Consider the following 20,786-nt stretch of genomic DNA (forward strand, 5'->3'; position numbering starts at 1 on the left):
AGGCAGCCCTTTTTTGTTGAGATTTTGCAGAAATATAACTTTTTTAAGGAGTCAGCTCTATGATTTAGGGGGAGGGATTGCTCAATAGAGTCTATTTTTTGGAATACTTTATATTAGAAGCTTTTCTTATAGATTTTGTAATAGGGAAACCCTATAATATATAAGTTGTATCCAGTATTTTCCGAAAGTGGGGATGCGATAAGTTTATGAGATTAGAGATGATATACATAGTTTAAAGTTTAAAGTTTAAGCTGACAAAGGGGATAGAGAGATGAGTATGAAAAAATGGATGTTGAGTTTGACCGCAGTCACGTTGCTATGGGGCACGATAAGTACGATTCCAACGACAGAGGCGGCAAGCAGCACCAAACCGATTGAAGTCTTGTTAAACGCGAAAAAAATACAGTTTCCAGATGCTAAACCTTTTCAGGATAGTAACGATTATGTGATGGTTCCGATTCGTTTTGTATCCGAAGCGCTAGGGGCTAAGGTAGGCTGGGAGAAAACAGGCGGTCAATTGGCTGTGTCGATTAAGAACGACGCCCATGCTGTTAACATGACAGTGGGTCAAAACACCGCTACCGTGGATGGGCAGACCAAAACGTATGAAACGAAGATTATTTTGAAGCAAAACCGTACTTTTGTGCCGCTGCGGTTGGTAAGTGAAGGCCTGGGGCAAACGGTGGAGTGGGATAAGGTCAGCCGCTGGGTCTGGATTGGAAAGAAAGAAATTGCTGCGCTGGAGGATACGGGGCATCAGGCGGTGAGTATTGAACCGTATAAGAAGGCGATTGGCACTATACCAAACCTCATTAATGATGTTGCAGGTAAGCCATACGACAAAGTAGTAATCTTCAAGCAATCTGACTTGCCTATTAAGCTACTGAACGATATTTATTCTGTTGAACCTTACACGGCGCATAGCGGCGTACCATATCTCCAAATAAGGGTAAAAACGAAGTCTACAGCAGGCAGCATTTTTTTCATTACCAAATACAATGATACCCGTCTTCGCGCTCCTTTTAGAGCAATGACAAAAGACAATGGGGATGGTACAAAGATGATCTATTACCCAATTTATTCGTCTGGAGACGAACTCTTTCAAGGCATAAAAAATTATAAATCTTTTAAACTCCAAGACATTGAATATATTGCATTCGGATTAGCGTCAAGGGAGTATATTCCGATGATGGTCAACCCATGGAAAGGTAATTAAGCGCATGAAGAAGGCACAACGCATTCTGGCCGTATTGCTGGTGGGGGTACTGCTACTGTTGCAGTTCCCACCTTTTTCTTTTCTCACAAATAAGGCAGTAGCCGATACGGAAATTACACCGTTGTCCTACTTTGCAGACAAGAATGACCGTTACTTTGTCGGCATGATGTACTTCGACATGTGGAAGAATACCGCGGGTAAATGGGTTACAGACGGCGGCAAGGAACCTTATAAGAACATGCAGGGTGAAGCCACATTCACGTATAAATTTAGTTTTCCGGGTCGTAAAATCAAGGCAGTTACAGCAAGCCTGTATACGAAAAATGACAATGAGAATCACCCAGAATACTTTAGAGAATCCCGTTCTGATAACTATGAACAATATGCCTACTCGATGAGTAAAGGCACAGATTATGATAAGGATGTTCGTCCTTTCCAGAAACAGGGGCTTGGTACGGATACCACGATTATTCCGATTACAGTAAACATAAGGTTGAATCCAGAAGTTCAAGCAGAAAATATAAAAGAAGAGAGTTGCCCTACCTGCGCAAAGGAAGTAGAAGCCTGGCGCATCTACCAGCCCATCCTGTTCAAGATCGAACTGGAGAGCAGTCTAATCGTCAAGCATTTTACAACTGATGGGAAATCGCTTAACAACGTATTTACACCAATAGAAGATGAACTAAAAGCTGATCAACCGTATGATTTTACCCCGCCAACCAACCCGAAATATGAGTATGTGGGTTATAAGAAAAGCACGACAGGTAAACCGCCAAGCGGAGATATTTTGCCGGGAATTGTACCCGGATTTACCTATGACGGTTCTTTTAAGCAGTTTACCGCTTATTTGTATTACAAAGAAGCTCAGGGCTGTCCTAAGCCTGGAGAAAGCCAAGAGGGAGCACCCTCAGATTGCCAAGATGATGATGAAAACAAGAACGGTGTTGTCTGCTCCCGCCCCGTTCCAGGTCTGCGCTTAGAAACTGAGGAATTGGACCCGACAGTATCTGCCGTTATCAAAGCGGACCAGCGTGGTCGGGAACGATTTGACGTATCCAAAGGTATTCCTACATCTGAAAGCCTATACGGTCATGTGCAAGCGAAGAGATACCTTTTTCAACATAAGTTTGTGAACATGACAGGCCAGTGTACATATACGGTGAACGTAAAACGGGAATATCGGTTGACCTGGCGGCCTAAGAAAAAATCTCGGAGAAGTGAGACTGTGAAGCGAACCTATACTTACCAGATCGTCCGTCCGTATTCTTACTGGAAGATAGATAATTTGGAGGTGTACGGCATCAAGGAGGCTACGCTCCGAAATTATGCGTTACCCAATGAAGCAATCACTTTGCGTCCGCAATCCTATACACCCCCTTCCTATGTTGCAGCGACTCAGGGCAACTTTTATCCGCCCCCTGCACCCGGGACAGTGGATGGCGGTAGCCGTAGCAAAAACGGTGGCAGCAGCAAGCCGAGTGTACCTGATGACCGTAGTGTACTGAAATCCAAGGCAGAGGGGGCTGTTAAGGAAATCGAAGTGGAAAACGATACTCTGACCTTTGAAAACAAGATCATTATGAATCCAGAGCGTGTTAAGGTGAATGGCCCTAAGCCGGGAGTTATTCCCTCTTCCGGAGCGATTGGGCCGGATGTGTTGGACAGTCCGGATCATGTGATTGATAAGCATAAGATAAATAAGTCCAATACGCCCAGCAGCGGTGACATCACTTACGCCATTCTCAAAGGGAATATCAATGGAGGTACGGATAAAACGTTCCCGATACAGGGGATCAATACAGTGACTGTCCACACTCCTGTAGTGAATCTGTCTAGTGTGTCGGACGATGCTGCTCATAACCAGAAAACCCAACCTACGAAGGAACGATCCGCGCTTATTTTGGAGCGCCCTTTCCGGGTGACGATCTCGACAGCAGGCCCACATTTAAATATTCCTGGCTATGGTGATCGGGAGTATGCCAAATATGTACGAACCAAGCAGGTGCGATTTCCGTTCGATGTCTACGACAAAGGGAAGACACAATTTTATCCACGAGGTACCTGGATCGACATTCCGGTGCTGCAGCTCGACACAGACTTTTATCTTCCCGTATGGGTGGATGAAGGCAACTACACAGTTGAGTTCCGTACCATTGCCGAAAATGCACCGGACGGGTTCACCGAACAGCGCCATGCCAACACGGATATCGCCCATCATGTTGCCAATGATGTGGTAAATATAGAGGTCATCGGACGGATGTACGATTTTCATATCACGGATATTGCCGATTACCATTGGGAGCGGGTGTTTCGGCAGCGAAAAGGAAGCTCGATGCATAGCGGTTTGTCCTATTGGACGGGGCTTGGCAATATTGACGGGGTGCCCAGAGGGAACCCGGAGCCATTCACCTTGCCCGTTCGTCCCGGCAGTCACCCATATGAAGGTTATGCAAATGTGGCGGTCAAGACAGGCTATCATTTCAAGTTTGACCTCAAAACCAAAGGCAATATGTTTAGCGCCAAGGACGGTATTCGCATCACGCCATCGTTCTATTGGGTGAGCAAAGATGGGCGACAGCGGGAAGAGGTGGATCTGTATACACATTCCGGCAGTCGAAAATTTATCCGTTTGGGATCGGCGGAGGATCGGGAAAAGCGATATGTTATTTTGAATGAACGGCTACGCAATGTGCCGATGGAGGAAATGCAGGACACGGCAGCCTACCATTACAAGCATGAGCTGAGTGAAGTACAGCAAAGCCAGTCGACGCTGGAACGCTATGTTTCACTGTATGCCCACCGTATTGCACGCAGCAAGACCTGGATCGGACGCTACGACTGGCTGGTGCTGCCTGCGGCTGTGCGTACCTTGATCGGTCCGAAGACAGACCTGCCGGATGGGGTCAATTTGGATCGCGCTAATGCGTCGATTCAGCGCTGGTATGGCGAATATAGTCTGCCTGCTGATGTATACGCAGTCATCAAAGGCACGGATTTGCGCGAGGTCAGTCGCCGTCGAGAGCTAAACGAACATACGGATATATTCAAGAAAACGGGCTTTATCGTCGTTCGCTTTAATTTGGAGTCACTCCGTCAGGGGGACACCGAGCATCCGCATTTACAGTATATAAATGGTCCGCTATTGAACCAGTGGCAACTGGAGGGTTACCGCCGAGAGATAAAAGACCCGTACGGGCATACCTTTCATTTACAGGACGGGGATGTAGTATTTTATCATGCGGATCAGTCCAGCCGGGACGATTTTAGTTCATTTGTCCCTCACTAGCTTGCAGAAATCAAGACGAATCCTAATCAACAGCTAGAGCGAAAAATACGAAAACGGACAATGGGAATCAATCCACTGTCCGTTTTTTTATGCCTAAGTTTTTCATGCGTTATAATAGACCGATATATCTGTGGTTTTTTTCTACAGAGAACAAAGGAACGGCTAAACAAAGGAATGATTGAACTGAAGGAGTGATCATGATGGATGAAAAGGATTGTTTGATGTTGTGCTACATTGCAGAAGAACAGAGCTTGAAACGTGCCGCCGAGCGTCTATATATTACACAGCCTGCCTTGACCTACCGTTTGAACCAATTGGAAAAGGAGTTCGGTGTCCCCCTTATTGTACGTGGGAACAGAGGAACGAAGCTGACCATGGAAGGTGAGCGACTGGTGGAGTATGCCAAGCGGAATTTGAGGGAACTGACCGAATTAAAAGAAGCTGTCATTCACCTGAGAGGGGAAGTAAAAGGCACGCTGCGCTTGGGAATTTCAAGCTATTACGGGCATTACCGGCTTCCGCCGATTCTTAAAAGCTTTAAAGATATTTATCCTGACGTGCAATTTTCAGTCACCTGCGGACTCAGTGCGGAAATCTATGAGATGCTGCGCGGGGATGAGATTCATCTGGGTGTCATCCGCAATGATTACCCTTGGTCTGAGGGAAAGCATCTTCTTCATGAGGAGCATATCTGCGTGATCTCCAAAGAAGCTGTAGAGCTTGAACAATTGCCGGAGCTTCCAATGATTCGTTATAAGGACCCGGGGAAGCCGCAACTTTCCGGTCATATGTATTCCTCGTTCAATGAATCGGTACAGGCATGGTGGAGTGAGAGGATGGGCCGTGCACCACGAGTTTCTATGGAGGTGGATAGCTACGAAACCTGCAAGGAAATGGTTCGGCACGGACTGGGATATTCAATCGTACCCGAAATATTTATCTCTCCCAAGGATGAACTGTATGCATTTAATTTGATTCGTAAAAATGGAGATCCTGTCCTGCGTAGAACATGGATGTTGTATAAAAATAAATCCAGCCGTCCTATGGCAGTGGAAAGATTTATAGAATGGATGCTCCAGTCTTGATGCTATAAATACATTGAATATACGTAATTAATGGTGAAAAATAGCGTATATCAAGGACTGACATGTCATATATAAAATAATTTTAAGGATAAAGTCAAAAAATATTAAATTTACTTCACTGGTCTTCGCTTATACAATGTTGAATATTGATTGTATAATTATTCGTTATTGCGAATGAAAGGCGGTATTCCATTGATGGATTTAACAACGAACGGACATAATGGCAGAACGTCATCCCATGAAGAGATTTTGAAGGCTGTAGATGCAAAGGATCACGAGCTACGGGAGCTTGCCCGAACGATACATACCCATCCTGAATTGAGCTTTCATGAATATCAGGCTCAGGGATGGCTCACGAGTACACTGGAACAAGCTGGTTTTGCTGTGGAAAAGGGGATTGCCGGACTGGAAACCTCCTTCCGCGCCGAATGGGAAGGGAAGCCCGGCGGACCGACAATTGCTTTGCTGGCAGAGTATGATGCACTTCCGGTGATCGGACATGCCTGCGGTCACAATCTGATCTGTACCGCATCGGTCGGAGCAGCCATAGCCCTGAAAAAAGCGATACCGGACCTACCCGGACGTATTGTGGTATTGGGCACACCCGCCGAGGAGGAGGGTGGCGGCAAAATCATGATGTGCGAGCACGGTGTGTTTGACAGTGTGGACGCCGTGATGATGGTGCATCCACAGAACAAAACGATGGTTTTACGCGGGGGACTGGCCTGCGTGGACGCCACGTTCACGTTTCATGGCAAGCAGGCTCATGCTGCATCCTCCCCGGAGAAAGGCATTAGCGCGCTCGATGCTATGATCAATGCCTTTGTGGCGATTAATTCGGTTCGCCAGTTTGTTACCAGCGACGTACGTATACACGGCATTATTACCAAAGGTGGGGATGCTCCCAATGTCGTGCCGGAGCTGTGCGAGGCTGTGTTTATTTTACGGGCGCAAACCGTCGTCGGTCTCGCTGAGGTGAGGGACAAGGTGTATCGCGCTGTTCGAGCGGCGGCAGAAGGTATGGGCGCGACGGTGGAGATTGCCGAGGGGCTTATTTATGCGGAGCGCAATACCAACAAGAAGCTGGCGGCTTTGTTCCAGAGCAAGTTGGAGCAGCTGGGTCTGGAGGTTCACGAGCCACCTGCGCAAGGGGGGATCGGTTCGTCGGATATCGGCAATGTCAGCCAGATTACTGCAGCGATTCATCCTTATATCCGATTGGGTGACGCGTCCACGCATACGCCGGAATTTGCCCGGCTTGCAGGAGCAGAGGAAGGCATGATTGAAATGAATTATGCCGCCAAAGCGCTGGCACTGACCGCTTATGATCTGGTAACCGATCCGGTGGCTTTGAGAGAGGTACGGACTGAATTTGAACAATGGCAAGCGTTGAGAAACGGGGGAGCATCCGAATGAGTAGCAACACGACCGTACCGAGCGGTCCTAAGAAATGGCTGAAAATGCCGCACACCTTTGTCATTCTTATTTTTCTGACCTTAGTGGCTGGAATATTGACTTATGTCGTTCCCGCTGGAGAGTTTGAACGCGTTAAAAATGAAACGACCGGCAAAACGCTGCTCGTTCCCGGTTCGTACGCTCATGTCGATCCGAATCCGGTTACGCTGTGGGACATCCCGAAATCCATCGTATCCGGTCTGGTCGATTCGGCTGATGTTGTCTTTTTCATTCTAATCATTGGCGGTGTCTTTCAGATTATTACGTCCTCGGGCACAATTGAGGCGGTGACCGGAAGAGTTGCGAGGTCTTTTTCGAACAAGGGGTTATGGGTCATTCCCGTGTTTATCACCTTGTTTTCCGTAGGTGGTTTTACCATGGGGATGTCCACTGAGGTGATGGTATTCGTGCCGATTGGTATTGCTATTGCCCGGGCGTTGAAATTTGATGCGTTGACGGGTACGGCCATGATTTCGCTGGGAGCCTCCTGCGGGTTTACCGCCGGGCTGCTGAACCCGTTTAATGTCGGCTTGGCACAGGCGATTGCACAAATTCCTATTTTTTCAGGGCTGTGGCTTCGTGCCATCCTGTTGGTCATTCTGATCGTTATTACGAGCTTATATATTATGCGTTATGCCAGTAAAGTGAAGAAAAGCCCGGAAAGCAGCCTCGTTTACGAATTAGAAAAGAGCGCTGAAGACAAGCCGGTGGATCTATCCAATCTGCCTTCCATACAGCTTAAGCATATCCTGATCATTTTGACCGTTGTAGTAAGCTTCGCGATGTTGATCTGGGGAGTGTCCAAAAAAGATTGGTGGATGGAGGAACTGGCTGCCCTGTTTCTTTCGATGGGAGTCATTTCCGGCTTTTGTGCAGGCTATGGGCCAAGTCGCATTGCGACAGAGTTTGCCAAAGGGGCCAAAGATATCACCTATGGTGCGCTGATTATCGGTTTTGCACGTTCCATCGTGGTTGTACTGGATCACGGTAATGTGATTGATTCGATCGTTAACAGCCTTGCTATCATGGTGGGACATTTGCCTGAATCGGTACAAGTGCTGGGCATGTATGTGTTCCAAAACATTATGAATGTATTCATTACCTCCGGTTCGGGGATGGCAGCGACGACGATGCCCATTATGGTGCCGCTGTCAGATTTGTTGGGCATTACACGGCAGACGACGGTGCTTGCCTTCCAATTGGGAGACGGATTTTCGAATATGATTTTGCCTACTTCCTCAGCCTTAATGGGGAGTTTGGCCGTATCGGGTATTCCATATCAGAAATGGGTTCGTTTCTTTTGGCCGTTACTGGCCACCTGGTTCGTACTGGGTGCAGTATTCGTGGTTGTAGCTCAAGTTATTGGATATCACTAAATTTTAAAAGGAAAATTAGATATATATTGAGCCCTCAGTATGCCGTTTACAGGCTTGGTGGGGGCTGTTTTATTTGGAATGAGTAAACAACACGGTTTTGTGTAGAGAAATCCTCGGATATTTAAACGCGTTTGGGGGAACGGCAAAACTATAATAATAGGGAATTTAATTTATGTAAGCGCAATCATTTCAGGTATTTGCTTGTCATCACAATACATTCGAGGAGGACGACCTGGATGGCTCAAGGGAAAGGCGCATGGCGAAAGGGAAGCTTGACCGCCGCGTTGGCAGCGATGCTGGCGATGACGGGGACGACTGGAGGAGTGGCTGCGGAAGACTTGTCCGAACCGACGCTACAGGCGGAATCAGCAATCGCAGTTGAACAGAATCGTAGCGGCAGCATTCAGCTGGAAAAGCTGGATCGCGGACTGGTAGCTGCGGTGACGCAGGAGGGAGTATTTTTAAGCTGGCGGTTATTAGCTCAAGAAGTGAACGGTTACGGTTCAACGGGGCTGACAGGAGCGGACTTTAACGTATATCGTGACGGTAAGAAGATCGCGACAGTGACCGACAGTACCAACTATGTGGATAAGGAAGGGAATGGGAAATCGGTATACAGAGTAGCTTCAGTCGTTAATGGACGGGAAAAGGATCGTAGCGCCAAAGTGAAGCCATGGCAGCAGGGTTACTATGAACTTCCTCTCCAAAAGCCTGCCGATGGCGTAACACCCGCAGGTGAATCCTATACCTATTCGGCCAACGATATGAGTGTGGGGGATGTGGATGGAGATGGGCAATATGAATTTTTTGTAAAATGGGACCCGTCGAACTCCAAAGATGTATCTCAGAAGGGGTATACCGGAAATACGTATGTTGATGCGTATACGACCGAAGGCAAGCTGTTGTATCGGATCGACCTGGGCGTGAATATTCGATCTGGTGCGCATTATACACAGATGATGGTGTACGATTTTGACGGCGATGGTAAAGCCGAGCTGATGTTCAAAACGGCCCCAGGGACCAAAACGATTTCTTTTGATAAGAAGGGCAAGCCGAAAAAAGAAAAATATATTACTCTGCCACGTGAGGATCGCAAAGCAGGGATTACACATGAGGACGATTACCGTTTGAGTCGCTCGGATTATTATGAGCATGTGGTGAACATGTTCATGAACTGGACAAAGCATGAAGAAGTGGTCAAGGGAAAATGGCCTGCTACGCTGGAGGAATGCTTTGGCATCGCTCCGAAGTACAGTTATCCGTTATCCCGAAAGGATGCCGAAAGCCTGACAGACTACTTTATGGATGTATACGCACCTTCACGGAGCGACAAAAACAAGCTTAGAGAGTTCGAGGGCTTCATCGTCGATGGACCGGAGTATTTGACGATTTTCAAAGGGAAAACGGGAGCTGAGCTGGATACCATCCGCTATGAGCCGGAGCGTCATGACGATGGCCTCATGTGGGGAGACTACGCCATGGCCCGAATTGAACCCGCCAATCGTGTAGACCGCTTCCTGGCAGGTGTAGCTTACCTGGACGGACGCAAGCCGTACGCCGTATTTGCACGCGGCTATTATACGCGTTCCACTTTGGCTACCTACACATGGGATGGTCGCCATCTCCAAAAACATTGGATGGTGGACAGTGGCTGGACACCGATGACCAATCCATTTAACGATAGTCCGCACGGGCGTGATGGAACGGACCCGAAATTTGGCACCTTGACCACACAGGGAGCGCATTCTTTGAGCGTGGTGGATGTGGACGGTGACGGCAAGGACGAAATCGTATACGGTTCCGCCACGATTGACCATGATGGCAGCCTGTTGTACAGCTCATTTGATGTTATGCCTCCTGAAAGCGCAACTCCGGGTCAAACCGCCAGATTGGGACATGGCGATGCGCTGCATGTAACCGATATTGACCCGGATCGCCCCGGTAAAGAAATCTTTATGGTACATGAAGGTGGCACCTACGCTCCATATGGCTATTCTTTGCGGGATGCCAAAACGGGTGAAATCATTTACGGCGCATATTCTGGCAAGGATACAGGTCGGGGGATGGTCGGTGACATAGACCCGGATCAGCGAGGTCTGGAGACGTGGGCCATAGGCCTGTGGACCGCAGCGGGTAAACAGCTGGATACGAAGATGCCCGGTACCAATATGAGTATCAAATGGGCAACTGATATGACCACACAAATCGTAAACGGCGCAATTGATGTAACCCCAACCATTGAAGATTGGAAACGAGGTACATTGTTGACCGCCACTGGAACCAAAACGAACAACTATACGAAAGGAACTCCATCGCTGGTAGCCGACATTTTCGGAGACTGGCGGGAGGAAATGCTCGTCCGCACAGCGGATAGCTCAGCAATCCGTATCTATCTGAGCACAGAACCTACGACGCATAAATTGTACACGTTAATGCATGATCCGCAATATCGCACGGATGTGGCGCGTCAAAATACCGGGTATAATCAACCTTCCTATACGAGCTTTTACTTTGCGTCCGATATGGATTGGGCGAATGTGCCGATTCCCAAGCTCTACACGCCAAAAGCCTTGATGGATGGAGATAGCAGCGACGAAGCGGATGAAGTAGAGGCAGCGGAGGTGGATGAGGCAAAGGCAGTAGAGGTAGATGAAAAAGAAGTCGATGAAACGAAAATCGATGAAACGAAAGTCGATGGGGTGGAAATAGATGCAAAGGAAACAGAGGGAGAGTCAGCAGTCCCAGTAGTTCCTGTAGTTCCAGCAGAGGATTTATAAACAACTAGCTGAAGACTAAGATTCTATTTCCGGGTATAAATTAGTTAATGGATTTAGCAAAAAGGCAAGCCTCGGGAATATGATATGATCCCCTCATAGTAGACAGAAAAGAGCAAGCCGACTAATCTGTCTATTATGGAGGGGATTTTTCTATGGGAGTAATAAGAAAAACTTACGATGTGAGCTTCAAGAAAAAGACAGTGGATCTGTACCTCAACAAGGGAATTGGATATAAAAACGTGGCACGAGAAATGGAGATTGACGCTTCGCTGGTTCGCCGATGGGTGAGACACTTCAAAGCCGAGGGAATGAAAGGTCTAGAGGAAAAACGAGGCAAAGCAAAAGGGCCTGGCATCGGCAGACCTCGAACACGCCCCGAAGATCCGGAGGTCAAGCTGAAACGCCTTGAAGCAGAAAATGAAATGCTAAAAAAGCTCTTGCAGATGTGAAAGGAGGAATGGAGGCTGTACCCAAGAGTAAAAAGTTTGCGGTGATCCAAGAATTGCTTAGTAAGGGACATAGCATCGTACTACTATGTGAACTGGCCGGAGTATCCAAAAGCGGCTTTTATAAATGGATAAAGCGAAAGATGTTCGTTTCACAAAAACAGCGGGAAGATGAAACCATGAAGCTAAAAATCATGGCTTGTTACGAGAAATTGAAAGGAATATACGGCTACCGCAGGGTGAAGGTTTGGTTGAATCGAATCTATGGCATACATATAAATCATAAGCGTGTACGGAGACTTATGGGTGAACTAGGAATCAAGGCGATCATTCGTAGGAAGAGACCTTACTACGGCAAGAAAGAAGCCTATGTCATTTCTGGCAATCATCTAAACCGGGAATTTAAGGCCGACCAGTTGAATCAAAAGTGGGTAACAGACATCACTTACCTCATATTCAATGGACAGAGGCTCTACCTTTCCGCGATTCAGGATCTTTTTAACAACGAAATTGTTGCCTACCAGATCAGCCGCAGAAACGATTTGAGCCTGGTGTTGGATACAGTGAAAAAGGCAAGGAAGCGACAGGATGCGCGAGGTGTTCTACTGCATAGCGACCAAGGATTTCAATATACCTCTCGCCAATATACCAACCTGCTCAAGCGATACGGAATACAGGCCAGCATGTCCCGAAAAGGGAACTGCTGGGACAATGCATGTATAGAAAACTTCTTCAGTCATTTTAAAACCGAGTGTTTCTATCTCCACGCCTTCCATTCAGCTCAACAGGTGGAGCATGCTGTTCAAAAGTATATCCATTTCTACAACCATGAACGCTTTCAAGAGAAACTAAACAACCTGACTCCTTATGAATACAGGACTCAGGCTGCTTAATTATTGCTTTTTGATAGCTGTCTACTTGACAGGGTTCACTTCATTATTTAGAGGCTTGTCTCTTTGCTTTCTTAGAGCTTTCACAGTAGAGGTAGCTCTATCCAAGGTCTATATTGATGGTTAGAAAATCCTTAATAATGAGGGAAACGCTGAAAGCAGCGGAGAGGACAGAACGATTGCGAAAAAGCGTGAGCGGTCGCCTTTGTATCCGGATTTTTACCACTAGGCTATTTAATAAAATCCGGATACAACAGCGATTGGAGCAACGTTCCGTTCGCGGAGCATCGTCAGAACACCTTTTTTACCTTTCTATTTGTAACACTGGAGTGGATTCTCTAAATATCGGCTCTGTTCTGATATGCGTGATCTGATAAGGTCGGGAAGGATCTTTGACCCGCGCCAGTAGCATCTCAGCCGCCGTAATGCCCATTTCGTTGTTGTAGATATGCACGGTGGACAAATGAGGTTCCACAATCCGGGATTCAGGAGCGTTATCAAACCCAAACACGGCAATATCGTCAGGAATTTTCAAGTTTTTATTTTTGAGCGCTTTCATGACACTGACGGCAATAAAATCATTGGCGCACACGAACGCAGACGGTAACACGCTCATGCCTTCCAATTGTTTATCCATCCAATCCGATTCGGAGAAAAAATTTCGGTCCTGATCGACGATACAGCAAGATAAATCCACATTTAGACCTGCCTCGATTAAAGCTCTGTTATATCCAACCCACCGCTCGTTGAAGCTTTTGCAATGCTTATAATCCCCGGCAAACCCGATCCGCGTAAATCCACGATGAATCAGGCTTTTGGTGATAGAATAAACACTATGTTCATTTTCCATCAGCAATAAATCCGCTTTCAAATCAGGATAAGAAATGTCCACAGAACAATCAATAAAGATCGTAGGCAGTCCCAAATCCGTAATAAGCTCACTATATTGTGGATCAAACATTTCAATACAAATAATTCCATCCACCTTAGAGGCTTCAAAATTATTAGGAAGCGTTCCTGCATGGATTTCATTTTCCCGCACAATATGAATCGACAGATTATACCCTTCTGCGCTTATTCTTTTCTCCAAACCACTGATGAGTAAGGAGCCAAAATGTGAGCTGTTCGGCAGATTGCATGTGACCAGGGCAATGTTACCTTGATTTTTCGGGATGATGCTCTCCGTTTCCACATAGGCAAATTGCTTATATTTAAGTTCTATCGCTTTTTTAATGACCTTGTTCCGAGTATCAACCGGGATGCTATCATTACCGTTAATCGCTTTGGACGCGGTATTTCGAGAGATTCCCAAAGCGTCAGCAATGTCTTGAATGGTGACTTTTTCTTTCTTCATAGACAGGTTCCACCTTCACTAATAAATGGATTGCCTGAGAGGTACAGTTGCCCCTTACGGCTCTCCGTTTAGATATTAAATGTATCTTAAATGTATCTTAAATGTATAATAGTTCGCATAAAATAGCAATGTTCACATTACAAATAAACAAATAATATTTACATTTGTAAGGTTTATTTGATAACTTATATTTATCTCCATCGGATCGACAAATGAATTTGAATTCAATCTTATATAAGCTGGACAAAAAAAGTACGCATGGGAAACGGAGAGGACAGATCCATGCTGTATAAGTAAAGCGGTCATTGTTAATGGGTAACTTTCAAAGTTGGATTATATACTATGACTGTTATCATTTCTTCTTGCAAAAGCATAATTTGTTAATGCTATATTTAGTCAAATGTAAATGAATTTTTTACAAAAATAATTGACGAATAACATTTCGATTTGGTAAATTGAAGATGGAAAATGTAAGCCTTTTCAAATTTGTTGTACAGACGATTTATTACAGATTGGGGGGGGATTGCGGGTATCAGACGAACAGGAGACGCTCGTCGGCTATGCTTCCGAAACACTGGAAGTATATGTAGACCGGACAAGGTCAGGTCGTTCGGATTTTCATGAAGACTTTGCAGGGAGACACGCAGTCCCACTGGAAACGGCAGAAAACCGATTGGACCTTCATATCTATGTGGATCGTTCGTCCATTGAAGTGTTTTTTAACCACGGGCAGGTGGTAATTACCGATTTAATATTTCCTGATGCAGAATCTAGGGGTCTTGAAATATTCACAGCGGAAGAGCAGATCACGTTGTTTTCGCTGGAGCTTTATACGCTGAAATGAGATTTTCTTCATGATGACCTATACAGTGATTTCCCTGTTGTTTTGTAGTGGAAGCGCAGTGTTAATCCGTACTGGAAGGCAGGAGGTTGGGAATGGAGATGGAGTTGGCAAACACGCGAACGAATCTGACGGACTGGAAGGTTACAGGGCAGGGGCACATAGAAGATAACATCCAGGGACTTTTGCTGAGGTCGGAGCCGCAGGAAAATGTGATGGCTATGTCCGGAACAACGTCTCAGAATTTTACTTTTGAGGCGGATGTGATGGTCACTGACACACAGGCGGATGCTACGCTAGTATTCCGTTCCAGTGAGGACGGGTGGTCTTCCTATATGCTCCAGATCGTACCAGCTGCCGGATTGTTGCGGCTGCGGGATGCTGCCGGGGATATTGGAAAACTGAAAGAGGAACGTCAGGTCAATTTAAAAAAAGGAGCTATTTATCATCTCAAGGTGAGCGTAGAGGGCTCCCATCTTAAAGTGTTCTGGGATGAGGGATATCGCCCGATTATAGATGTGTTCGATACGACTTATACATCAGGATATTTGGGGCTGAATGTTTGGAATGGATCGGCGTTATTTCAGAACATTCAAGTCAGTGATATGAATACGAATCTATGCGGACCGCTTCTGATCCGTGGAAAATGGCAACCTGACCTGCGGGGGCTAAGAGCGGAGGGAACAAGTACAGAAGATGCGTTGAAAATATATGGCTCCGCAGCTACAGACCTGGTGCTGGAAGGCGGTGTGACGCTGAATCCTTCTGAACCGGGAATGGAAGCAGGACTATTTTTCAGAGGGAGTCAGGATGGGAAGGATGGATATGTTGCTTCTGTGCAAGGCGAAGGCAATCAGGTTCGCGTACAACTGAAGAAGGCGGACGGAACGTTGATTACAAGGTCGGCGCAGACATATCCGGGTGGGTTCAGCGGCAAACACCACTTGGAAATCATCGCTCATGGAGAGCGGATTCAGGTGTTTGTAGATGGCTATACTCCTGCGGCAATTGATATCATGGATAGCAGCAATACCAACGGCTTTACAGGCTTGAAAGTGACCGGAGGAATCGCTTATTTTCAGGATTTCTACCTTACCGCTGTCTCGAATTACTATACAGAAAAATATCGCCCGCAGTATCATTATTCCCCTGCCAGAGGCTCGGCGAGCGATCCGAACGGATTGGTTTATTTCGAGGGGGAGTATCACCTGTTCCATCAGGATGGTGGACAATGGGCGCATGCGGTCAGCCAGAATTTGCTGGATTGGAAAAGGCTTCCGTTTGCATTGGAGTGGAATGATCTTGGCCATATCTGGTCCGGCTCGGCTGTAGCTGATCTAACCAATACTTCCGGCTTGTTCGGCGACTATGGAGGAACAGGGCTGATTGCCTATTACACTTCCTTCAATCCCGATCAGCCCAAGGGAAACCAGAGAATCGGTCTTGCTTACAGCACAGACCGGGGGCGCACATGGCAATACCCGAAAGACCATCCAATTGTAATAGAGAACCCGGGCCAAAGTGAAAATGATCCTGGCAATTGGGATTTCCGTGATCCTAAAGTAGTGTGGGATGAAGCCTATCAGCGCTGGATTATGGTAGTGTCGGGAGGCGATCATATCCGTTTTTTCACCTCCACCAACCTAATAGATTGGCGCTGGACAGATAACTTTGGCTATGGTGATTATATACGTGGTGGAGTATGGGAATGCCCGGATCTATTTCAGCTTCCGGTAGACGATGGTAACACTTCTAAATGGGTGCTGATGATTAGCACTGGAGCCAGCACAAACACTCAAGGCTCGGATGCGGAATATTTTATCGGTGAACTGACGTCTGATGGCAAATTTCAAAATGATCATTCACCGGGGAAGGTGTTAAAAACCGATTGGGGCAAGGAATTATATGCCTCAATGTCCTTCTCTGATGTACCCGACGGGCGGCGTATCATGCTGGCATGGATGACGAATTGGGACTATCCGTTCAGCTTTCCGACTTCTCCCTGGAAGGGACAGTTTAGCATCCCGAGAGAGTTATCGCTAAAAACAACTCGTGAAGGCATCCGTTTGATACAGCATCCGATATCCGAGCTGACTTCGCTGCGTTCCCGTTTATTTGCGATAGAAAATCAAAGTGTCACGGAATCTTCTCCGAATATACTGGAAGGTTTGGATGCAGGTGCCTATGAGATTGAAGCGGTGTTCGAACTGCCTTCTGTTGGGGCTGCTTCAGCATTCGGGTTTTACGTGCGGGATGGCGGTGAGCAAAGAACGGCGGTCGGCTATACAACAGACGTACAACAAATGTTTGTAAACCGTGCTGATTCAGGGCTTACAGATTTCTCTACTCTGTTTTCAACGCTTCATAAAGCATCACTTGCACCTATCGAAAATCGAATCCAAATGCGTATATTTGTGGACGAATCCTCGATTGAGGTGTTCGGGAGTGATGGAGAAGTCGTATTTTCGGAGATTATTTTGCCCGATTCGGCGCGAAGAGGGATGAGCTTTTACAGCCAGGGAGGTGTGGTCAAAGTTGTTTCCCTCCATGTTTATGCCTTGCGGAACAGCTGGAGGCTACCAGCTGCTTCGTCTGCCAGAGTGATCATGGATCACACTTATGTGGAGCTTGCGAGGGAGCAGACGAAGCGTCTGTACGCGAGTGTGGAGGATGAGTCTGGAGAAAAAGAAAACTCGCTGATTTGGGTCTCTAACAATCCTGAGATTGTAAAGATCACCGGGTCCGAGGACGGGAGTGCGCTAATGGAGGCGATTGCCCCAGGAGAAGCTGTTGTTACGGCTTCCGATTCGGAGGATACGGTCCGCGGTAGTACCTTGGTTAAGGTGCACGGTGGGGTGTTTCATACCAACCTTACAGGTTGGAAGGCAGATGTTTCCGCATCGCGGTGGATCGTGACAACGGATGGGATACGAGGAAGTTATATCGGCGATGCGAATTATATGGCTACTGAGCAGGTGGAAGATTTTACGTATGAGGCTGATATGAAGCTGCATGGAAATGGGAGTGCTGGATCCATGATATTTCGCGCCAATGCTGACGGATCGAGTGGCTATTATCTGAATTTGGACCCCAATCTGAAATCCATCCGTCTGTTCTATAAAAAAGAGGGTCGATTTGAGGAGCAGCAGGTGCTTGCCAAGGTTCCAAGATTCGTTTTGCCGGAAATGTTTCATCATATTAAAATCGTGGCGGAGGGCTTGCGCATTTGCATTGATGTAGACGGTGAGCAGGTCATCGACCTGGAAGATGGTACGTTTACCGAGGGACATGTGGGTGTGAATGTATTTGGAGGGCAGGCATTTTACCAACATGTAAGGATCGAGCCAATTTGAATTTCTTATTTCAGAGGAGAGCCGTCTTAACGGACTCTCTTTTTTTACGTCTTAATGTTATTGAGAATATGAAATGTAACCGCACACATGTCAATTGTGTGATATATTACCTGACGTTAAATTTGACACATATGTGAAATGAAGATAAATGTCAGGGATTTCATGGAGAAGTGAATTGACTGGATTTGTCCCTGTCTCTAAGATGTAATTATATTCCAGACAAAAACAGAGATTTATGTAAGGGAATATAACGTGGAGAGGAGGGAATGAATGGACTCTTTAGCTGATCTCTCGGAAACCCCCTTAGCATTGGAAACCCTCAGACGACATCCCTGTTATAACGAAGAGGCACATCGCTATTTTGCGCGCATTCATCTTCCAGTAGCCCCGGCATGCAATATTCAGTGCCATTATTGCAACCGCAAATTCGATTGCGTCAATGAAAGCCGTCCTGGCGTTGTTAGTGAACTGCTCACGCCGGAGCAGGCGGCGAGCAAGACCTATGGCGTAGCGGCACAGCTCATGCAGCTGTCCGTTGTCGGCATTGCGGGACCTGGAGATCCGCTGGCCAATGCGGAGGCAACCTTCGATACCTTCCGCCGGGTCCGTGAGACAGTTAAGGATGTCATATTCTGTCTCAGCACGAATGGCCTTACCTTGATTAGGCATGTCGACAGGATTGTAGAGTTGGGCATTTCGCATGTCACGATCACGATCAATGCAGTAGATCCAGTGGTGGGGAGCCGCATTTATGGATGGGTCAACGATGAAGGAAAACGCTATGCAGGAGAGGAGGCCGCACGGCTGTTGATTGACCGCCAGCTGGCAGGCTTGAAGATGCTGGCTTCGAGAGGCGTATTGTGCAAGGTGAACTCGGTGCTGATTCCTGAAGTCAATGATGCCCATCTGCCGGAGGTAGCCAGGGTGGTCAAGGAGCACGGCGCAGTGCTGCACAACATTATGCCGCTCATCATCGCACCTGGTAGCCGGTATGAGCAGGAAGGGATGCGGGCCCCCCGTCCCCGTCTGGTCCGGCAGCTGCAGGAGCAATGTGCTGACGCGGGGGCTGTCATTATGCGCCATTGCCGTCAGTGCAGGGCGGATGCGATTGGACTGCTGGGCGAAGATCGTAATCAGGATTTTACATGGGAGAACATAGCGGCTGCTCCTCCCATGGATGAAGGGGCAAGGGCACAATTTCAGAAAGAACTGGATGAGAAGGTGAGAGTGAGAATGGAACGCAAGGAGGGACAATCGCACCACAAACAACCGTCAACCGGGGCTGGCTGTAGCTGCCCGTTATCGGGAGATAAGCCTGAAGCGAGCTTTACCTCGAAGCCAGTCCTAATCGCTGTGGCTAGTCGTGGCGGAGGGAAGGTGAATCAGCATTTCGGCCGTGCCAAGGAATTTATGATCTATGAAAGCGACGGGACCATCGTAAATTTCATAGGCATTCGTAAGGTGCAATCCTACTGCCACGGGAAAGCCGATTGCAATGGGGACAAGGCCGAGACGATGAAGGAGATCCTTTCCATGGTGCATGACTGTGCATTGCTGCTGTCGTCCGGCATAGGCGAAGCCCCCAAAGAGGCATTGCAGGAAGCAGGCGTGCTACCTATTGTATGCGGCGGGGAAATTGAGGAATCCGTTCTGGAATATGTGAAATTTCTACGTTATATGTATCCTGTGCAGAGCAATAAGGGAAGTAAGCGCAATAAGGGAGTTAAGGGCAATCATTCTGATTTACCCATTGAACATTTTGGAGGCTGAGAAAATATGAGACAAATTGCGTTTTACGGTAAGGGCGGTATCGGCAAATCGACAACCTCGCAGAATACACTGGCTCAGCTCGCGACCAAATTCAAACAAAAAATTATGATCGTAGGCTGTGATCCCAAGGCAGACTCCACCCGTCTTATTCTGAATACGAAGGCCCAACAGACAGTGCTACATCTGGCTGCTGAAAGGGGCACGGTAGAGGATTTGGAGCTGGAGGATGTTGTCCAGAAGGGCTTCGGTGACATTCTGAACGTGGAATGCGGCGGGCCAGAGCCCGGTGTCGGCTGTGCAGGGCGTGGCATCATCACAGCCATTAATTTTCTGGAGGAAGAGGGCGCCTACGAAGGGCTGGATTTCGTATCCTACGATGTACTGGGGGACGTTGTGTGCGGGGGCTTCGCCATGCCGATCCGGGAGAAGAAGGCGCAGGAAATCTACATCGTATGCTCAGGCGAGATGATGGCTATGTACGCTGCCAACAATATTGCACGCGGGATCTTGAAGTACGCCAACAGCGGCGGCGTGCGTTTGGGCGGCTTAATCTGCAACAGCCGGAACACGGACCTGGAAGCGGAATTGATTACAGAGCTTGCGAGAAGACTGAACACGCAGATGATCCACTTTTTGCCGCGTGACAATGTTGTGCAGCACGCAGAGCTGCGCCGTATGACCGTTACCCAATATAACCCGGAACATAAGCAGGCTGCGGAGTATGAAGAGCTGGCAGGTAAGATTTTGAATAACGATATGCTAACGGTTCCCACTCCCATTTCCATGGAAGATCTGGAGGATCTGTTGATGGAATTTGGCATTATTGAGGATGAAGAAACCGCAATCAACAAAGCTGAGGCGTCCGGGCAGTAGGCTGCAGCCAGAAGGCTTAATGACGGAACCATCGTGTGATGATGGAGGGAGCTGAACGCGTAGC

General features: G+C 47.4%; 13 protein-coding genes. 12 read left to right on the plus strand and 1 reads right to left on the minus strand.

From position 1 onward, the window contains the following. Nucleotides 1-271 precede the first annotated feature (271 nt). The 8 genes from KAI36_RS05115 to KAI36_RS05150 all read left to right on the plus strand — a co-directional run bounded on the left by KAI36_RS05115 (nt 272) and on the right by KAI36_RS05150 (nt 12,534). On the plus strand, nt 272-1,216 hold the full coding sequence (locus KAI36_RS05115) for a copper amine oxidase N-terminal domain-containing protein (protein ID WP_220027140.1): 945 nt from the start codon (nt 272-274) through the stop codon (nt 1,214-1,216). A gap of 4 nt (nt 1,217-1,220) precedes the next feature. Then, nucleotides 1,221-4,502 (plus strand): DUF5704 domain-containing protein, encoded by a 3,282-nt coding sequence (locus KAI36_RS05120; RefSeq protein WP_220027141.1) that lies wholly within the window; start codon nt 1,221-1,223, stop codon nt 4,500-4,502. Nucleotides 4,503-4,699: 197 nt separating this feature from the next. Continuing rightward, nucleotides 4,700-5,587: a LysR family transcriptional regulator gene (locus KAI36_RS05125; RefSeq protein WP_258382250.1), complete on the plus strand. Its 888-nt coding sequence runs from the start codon at nt 4,700-4,702 to the stop codon at nt 5,585-5,587. A gap of 195 nt (nt 5,588-5,782) precedes the next feature. Continuing rightward, nucleotides 5,783-7,003, plus strand: coding sequence for a M20 family metallopeptidase (locus tag KAI36_RS05130; protein WP_220028057.1), 1,221 nt, complete (start codon nt 5,783-5,785; stop codon nt 7,001-7,003). After that, nucleotides 7,000-8,418 carry a YfcC family protein gene (locus KAI36_RS05135; protein WP_220027142.1) on the plus strand — a complete coding sequence of 473 codons (1,419 nt, stop codon included), beginning with the start codon at nt 7,000-7,002 and terminating at the stop codon, nt 8,416-8,418. The genes KAI36_RS05130 and KAI36_RS05135 overlap by 4 nt, the downstream gene beginning before the upstream one ends. Nucleotides 8,419-8,654: 236 nt before the next feature. Continuing rightward, nucleotides 8,655-11,195 (plus strand): rhamnogalacturonan lyase, encoded by a 2,541-nt coding sequence (locus tag KAI36_RS05140; protein ID WP_220027143.1) that lies wholly within the window; start codon nt 8,655-8,657, stop codon nt 11,193-11,195. A gap of 152 nt (nt 11,196-11,347) precedes the next feature. Beyond that, nucleotides 11,348-11,644, plus strand: a complete 297-nt coding sequence (locus KAI36_RS05145) for a transposase (RefSeq protein ID WP_220025382.1) — start codon at nt 11,348-11,350, stop codon at nt 11,642-11,644. After that, nucleotides 11,641-12,534, plus strand: a complete 894-nt coding sequence (locus KAI36_RS05150) for an IS3 family transposase (RefSeq protein WP_220025381.1) — start codon at nt 11,641-11,643, stop codon at nt 12,532-12,534. The genes KAI36_RS05145 and KAI36_RS05150 overlap by 4 nt, the downstream gene beginning before the upstream one ends. Before the next feature lie 301 nt (nt 12,535-12,835). Here the strand turns inward: KAI36_RS05150 and KAI36_RS05155 are convergent, their stop codons facing one another. Beyond that, the gene (locus KAI36_RS05155) at nt 12,836-13,885 is read right to left on the minus strand and encodes a substrate-binding domain-containing protein (RefSeq protein WP_220027144.1); all 1,050 of its coding nucleotides are present in this window, start codon (nt 13,883-13,885) and stop codon (nt 12,836-12,838) included. A gap of 523 nt (nt 13,886-14,408) precedes the next feature. On the opposite strand from KAI36_RS05155, the gene KAI36_RS05160 reads away from it, so the two are divergent. From KAI36_RS05160 to nifH, 4 genes are all read left to right on the plus strand, one after another. Further along, nucleotides 14,409-14,729 (plus strand): glycoside hydrolase family 32 C-terminal domain-containing protein, encoded by a 321-nt coding sequence (locus tag KAI36_RS05160; RefSeq protein WP_258382251.1) that lies wholly within the window; start codon nt 14,409-14,411, stop codon nt 14,727-14,729. A 92-nt stretch (nt 14,730-14,821) separates the two neighbouring features. Further along, nucleotides 14,822-18,079, plus strand: coding sequence for a GH32 C-terminal domain-containing protein (locus KAI36_RS05165; RefSeq protein ID WP_220027145.1), 3,258 nt, complete (start codon nt 14,822-14,824; stop codon nt 18,077-18,079). Nucleotides 18,080-18,349: 270 nt separating this feature from the next. Then, complete coding sequence (gene nifB, locus KAI36_RS05170; RefSeq protein ID WP_220027146.1) at nt 18,350-19,849, plus strand: nitrogenase cofactor biosynthesis protein NifB; 1,500 nt, start codon at nt 18,350-18,352, stop codon at nt 19,847-19,849. A gap of 6 nt (nt 19,850-19,855) precedes the next feature. Beyond that, nucleotides 19,856-20,722: a nitrogenase iron protein gene (gene nifH, locus KAI36_RS05175; RefSeq protein WP_023987270.1), complete on the plus strand. Its 867-nt coding sequence runs from the start codon at nt 19,856-19,858 to the stop codon at nt 20,720-20,722. The last annotated feature ends 64 nt before the right edge of the window (nt 20,723-20,786 follow it).

It is taken from the genome of Paenibacillus sp. S02, from assembly GCF_019454065.1.
Lineage (GTDB): Bacteria > Bacillota > Bacilli > Paenibacillales > Paenibacillaceae > Paenibacillus > Paenibacillus polymyxa_B.

Coding starts and splice junctions, on each gene's coding strand:
- KAI36_RS05155 (WP_220027144.1), bottom strand. CDS start 13,885: ATGAAGAAAGAAAAAGTCACCATTCAAGACATTGCTGACGCTTTGGGA.
- KAI36_RS05130 (WP_220028057.1), top strand. CDS start 5,783: ATGGATTTAACAACGAACGGACATAATGGCAGAACGTCATCCCATGAA.
- KAI36_RS05115 (WP_220027140.1), top strand. CDS start 272: ATGAGTATGAAAAAATGGATGTTGAGTTTGACCGCAGTCACGTTGCTA.
- KAI36_RS05135 (WP_220027142.1), top strand. CDS start 7,000: ATGAGTAGCAACACGACCGTACCGAGCGGTCCTAAGAAATGGCTGAAA.
- KAI36_RS05140 (WP_220027143.1), top strand. CDS start 8,655: ATGGCTCAAGGGAAAGGCGCATGGCGAAAGGGAAGCTTGACCGCCGCG.
- KAI36_RS05120 (WP_220027141.1), top strand. CDS start 1,221: ATGAAGAAGGCACAACGCATTCTGGCCGTATTGCTGGTGGGGGTACTG.
- KAI36_RS05165 (WP_220027145.1), top strand. CDS start 14,822: ATGGAGATGGAGTTGGCAAACACGCGAACGAATCTGACGGACTGGAAG.
- KAI36_RS05145 (WP_220025382.1), top strand. CDS start 11,348: ATGGGAGTAATAAGAAAAACTTACGATGTGAGCTTCAAGAAAAAGACA.
- nifH (WP_023987270.1), top strand. CDS start 19,856: ATGAGACAAATTGCGTTTTACGGTAAGGGCGGTATCGGCAAATCGACA.
- nifB (WP_220027146.1), top strand. CDS start 18,350: ATGGACTCTTTAGCTGATCTCTCGGAAACCCCCTTAGCATTGGAAACC.
- KAI36_RS05125 (WP_258382250.1), top strand. CDS start 4,700: ATGATGGATGAAAAGGATTGTTTGATGTTGTGCTACATTGCAGAAGAA.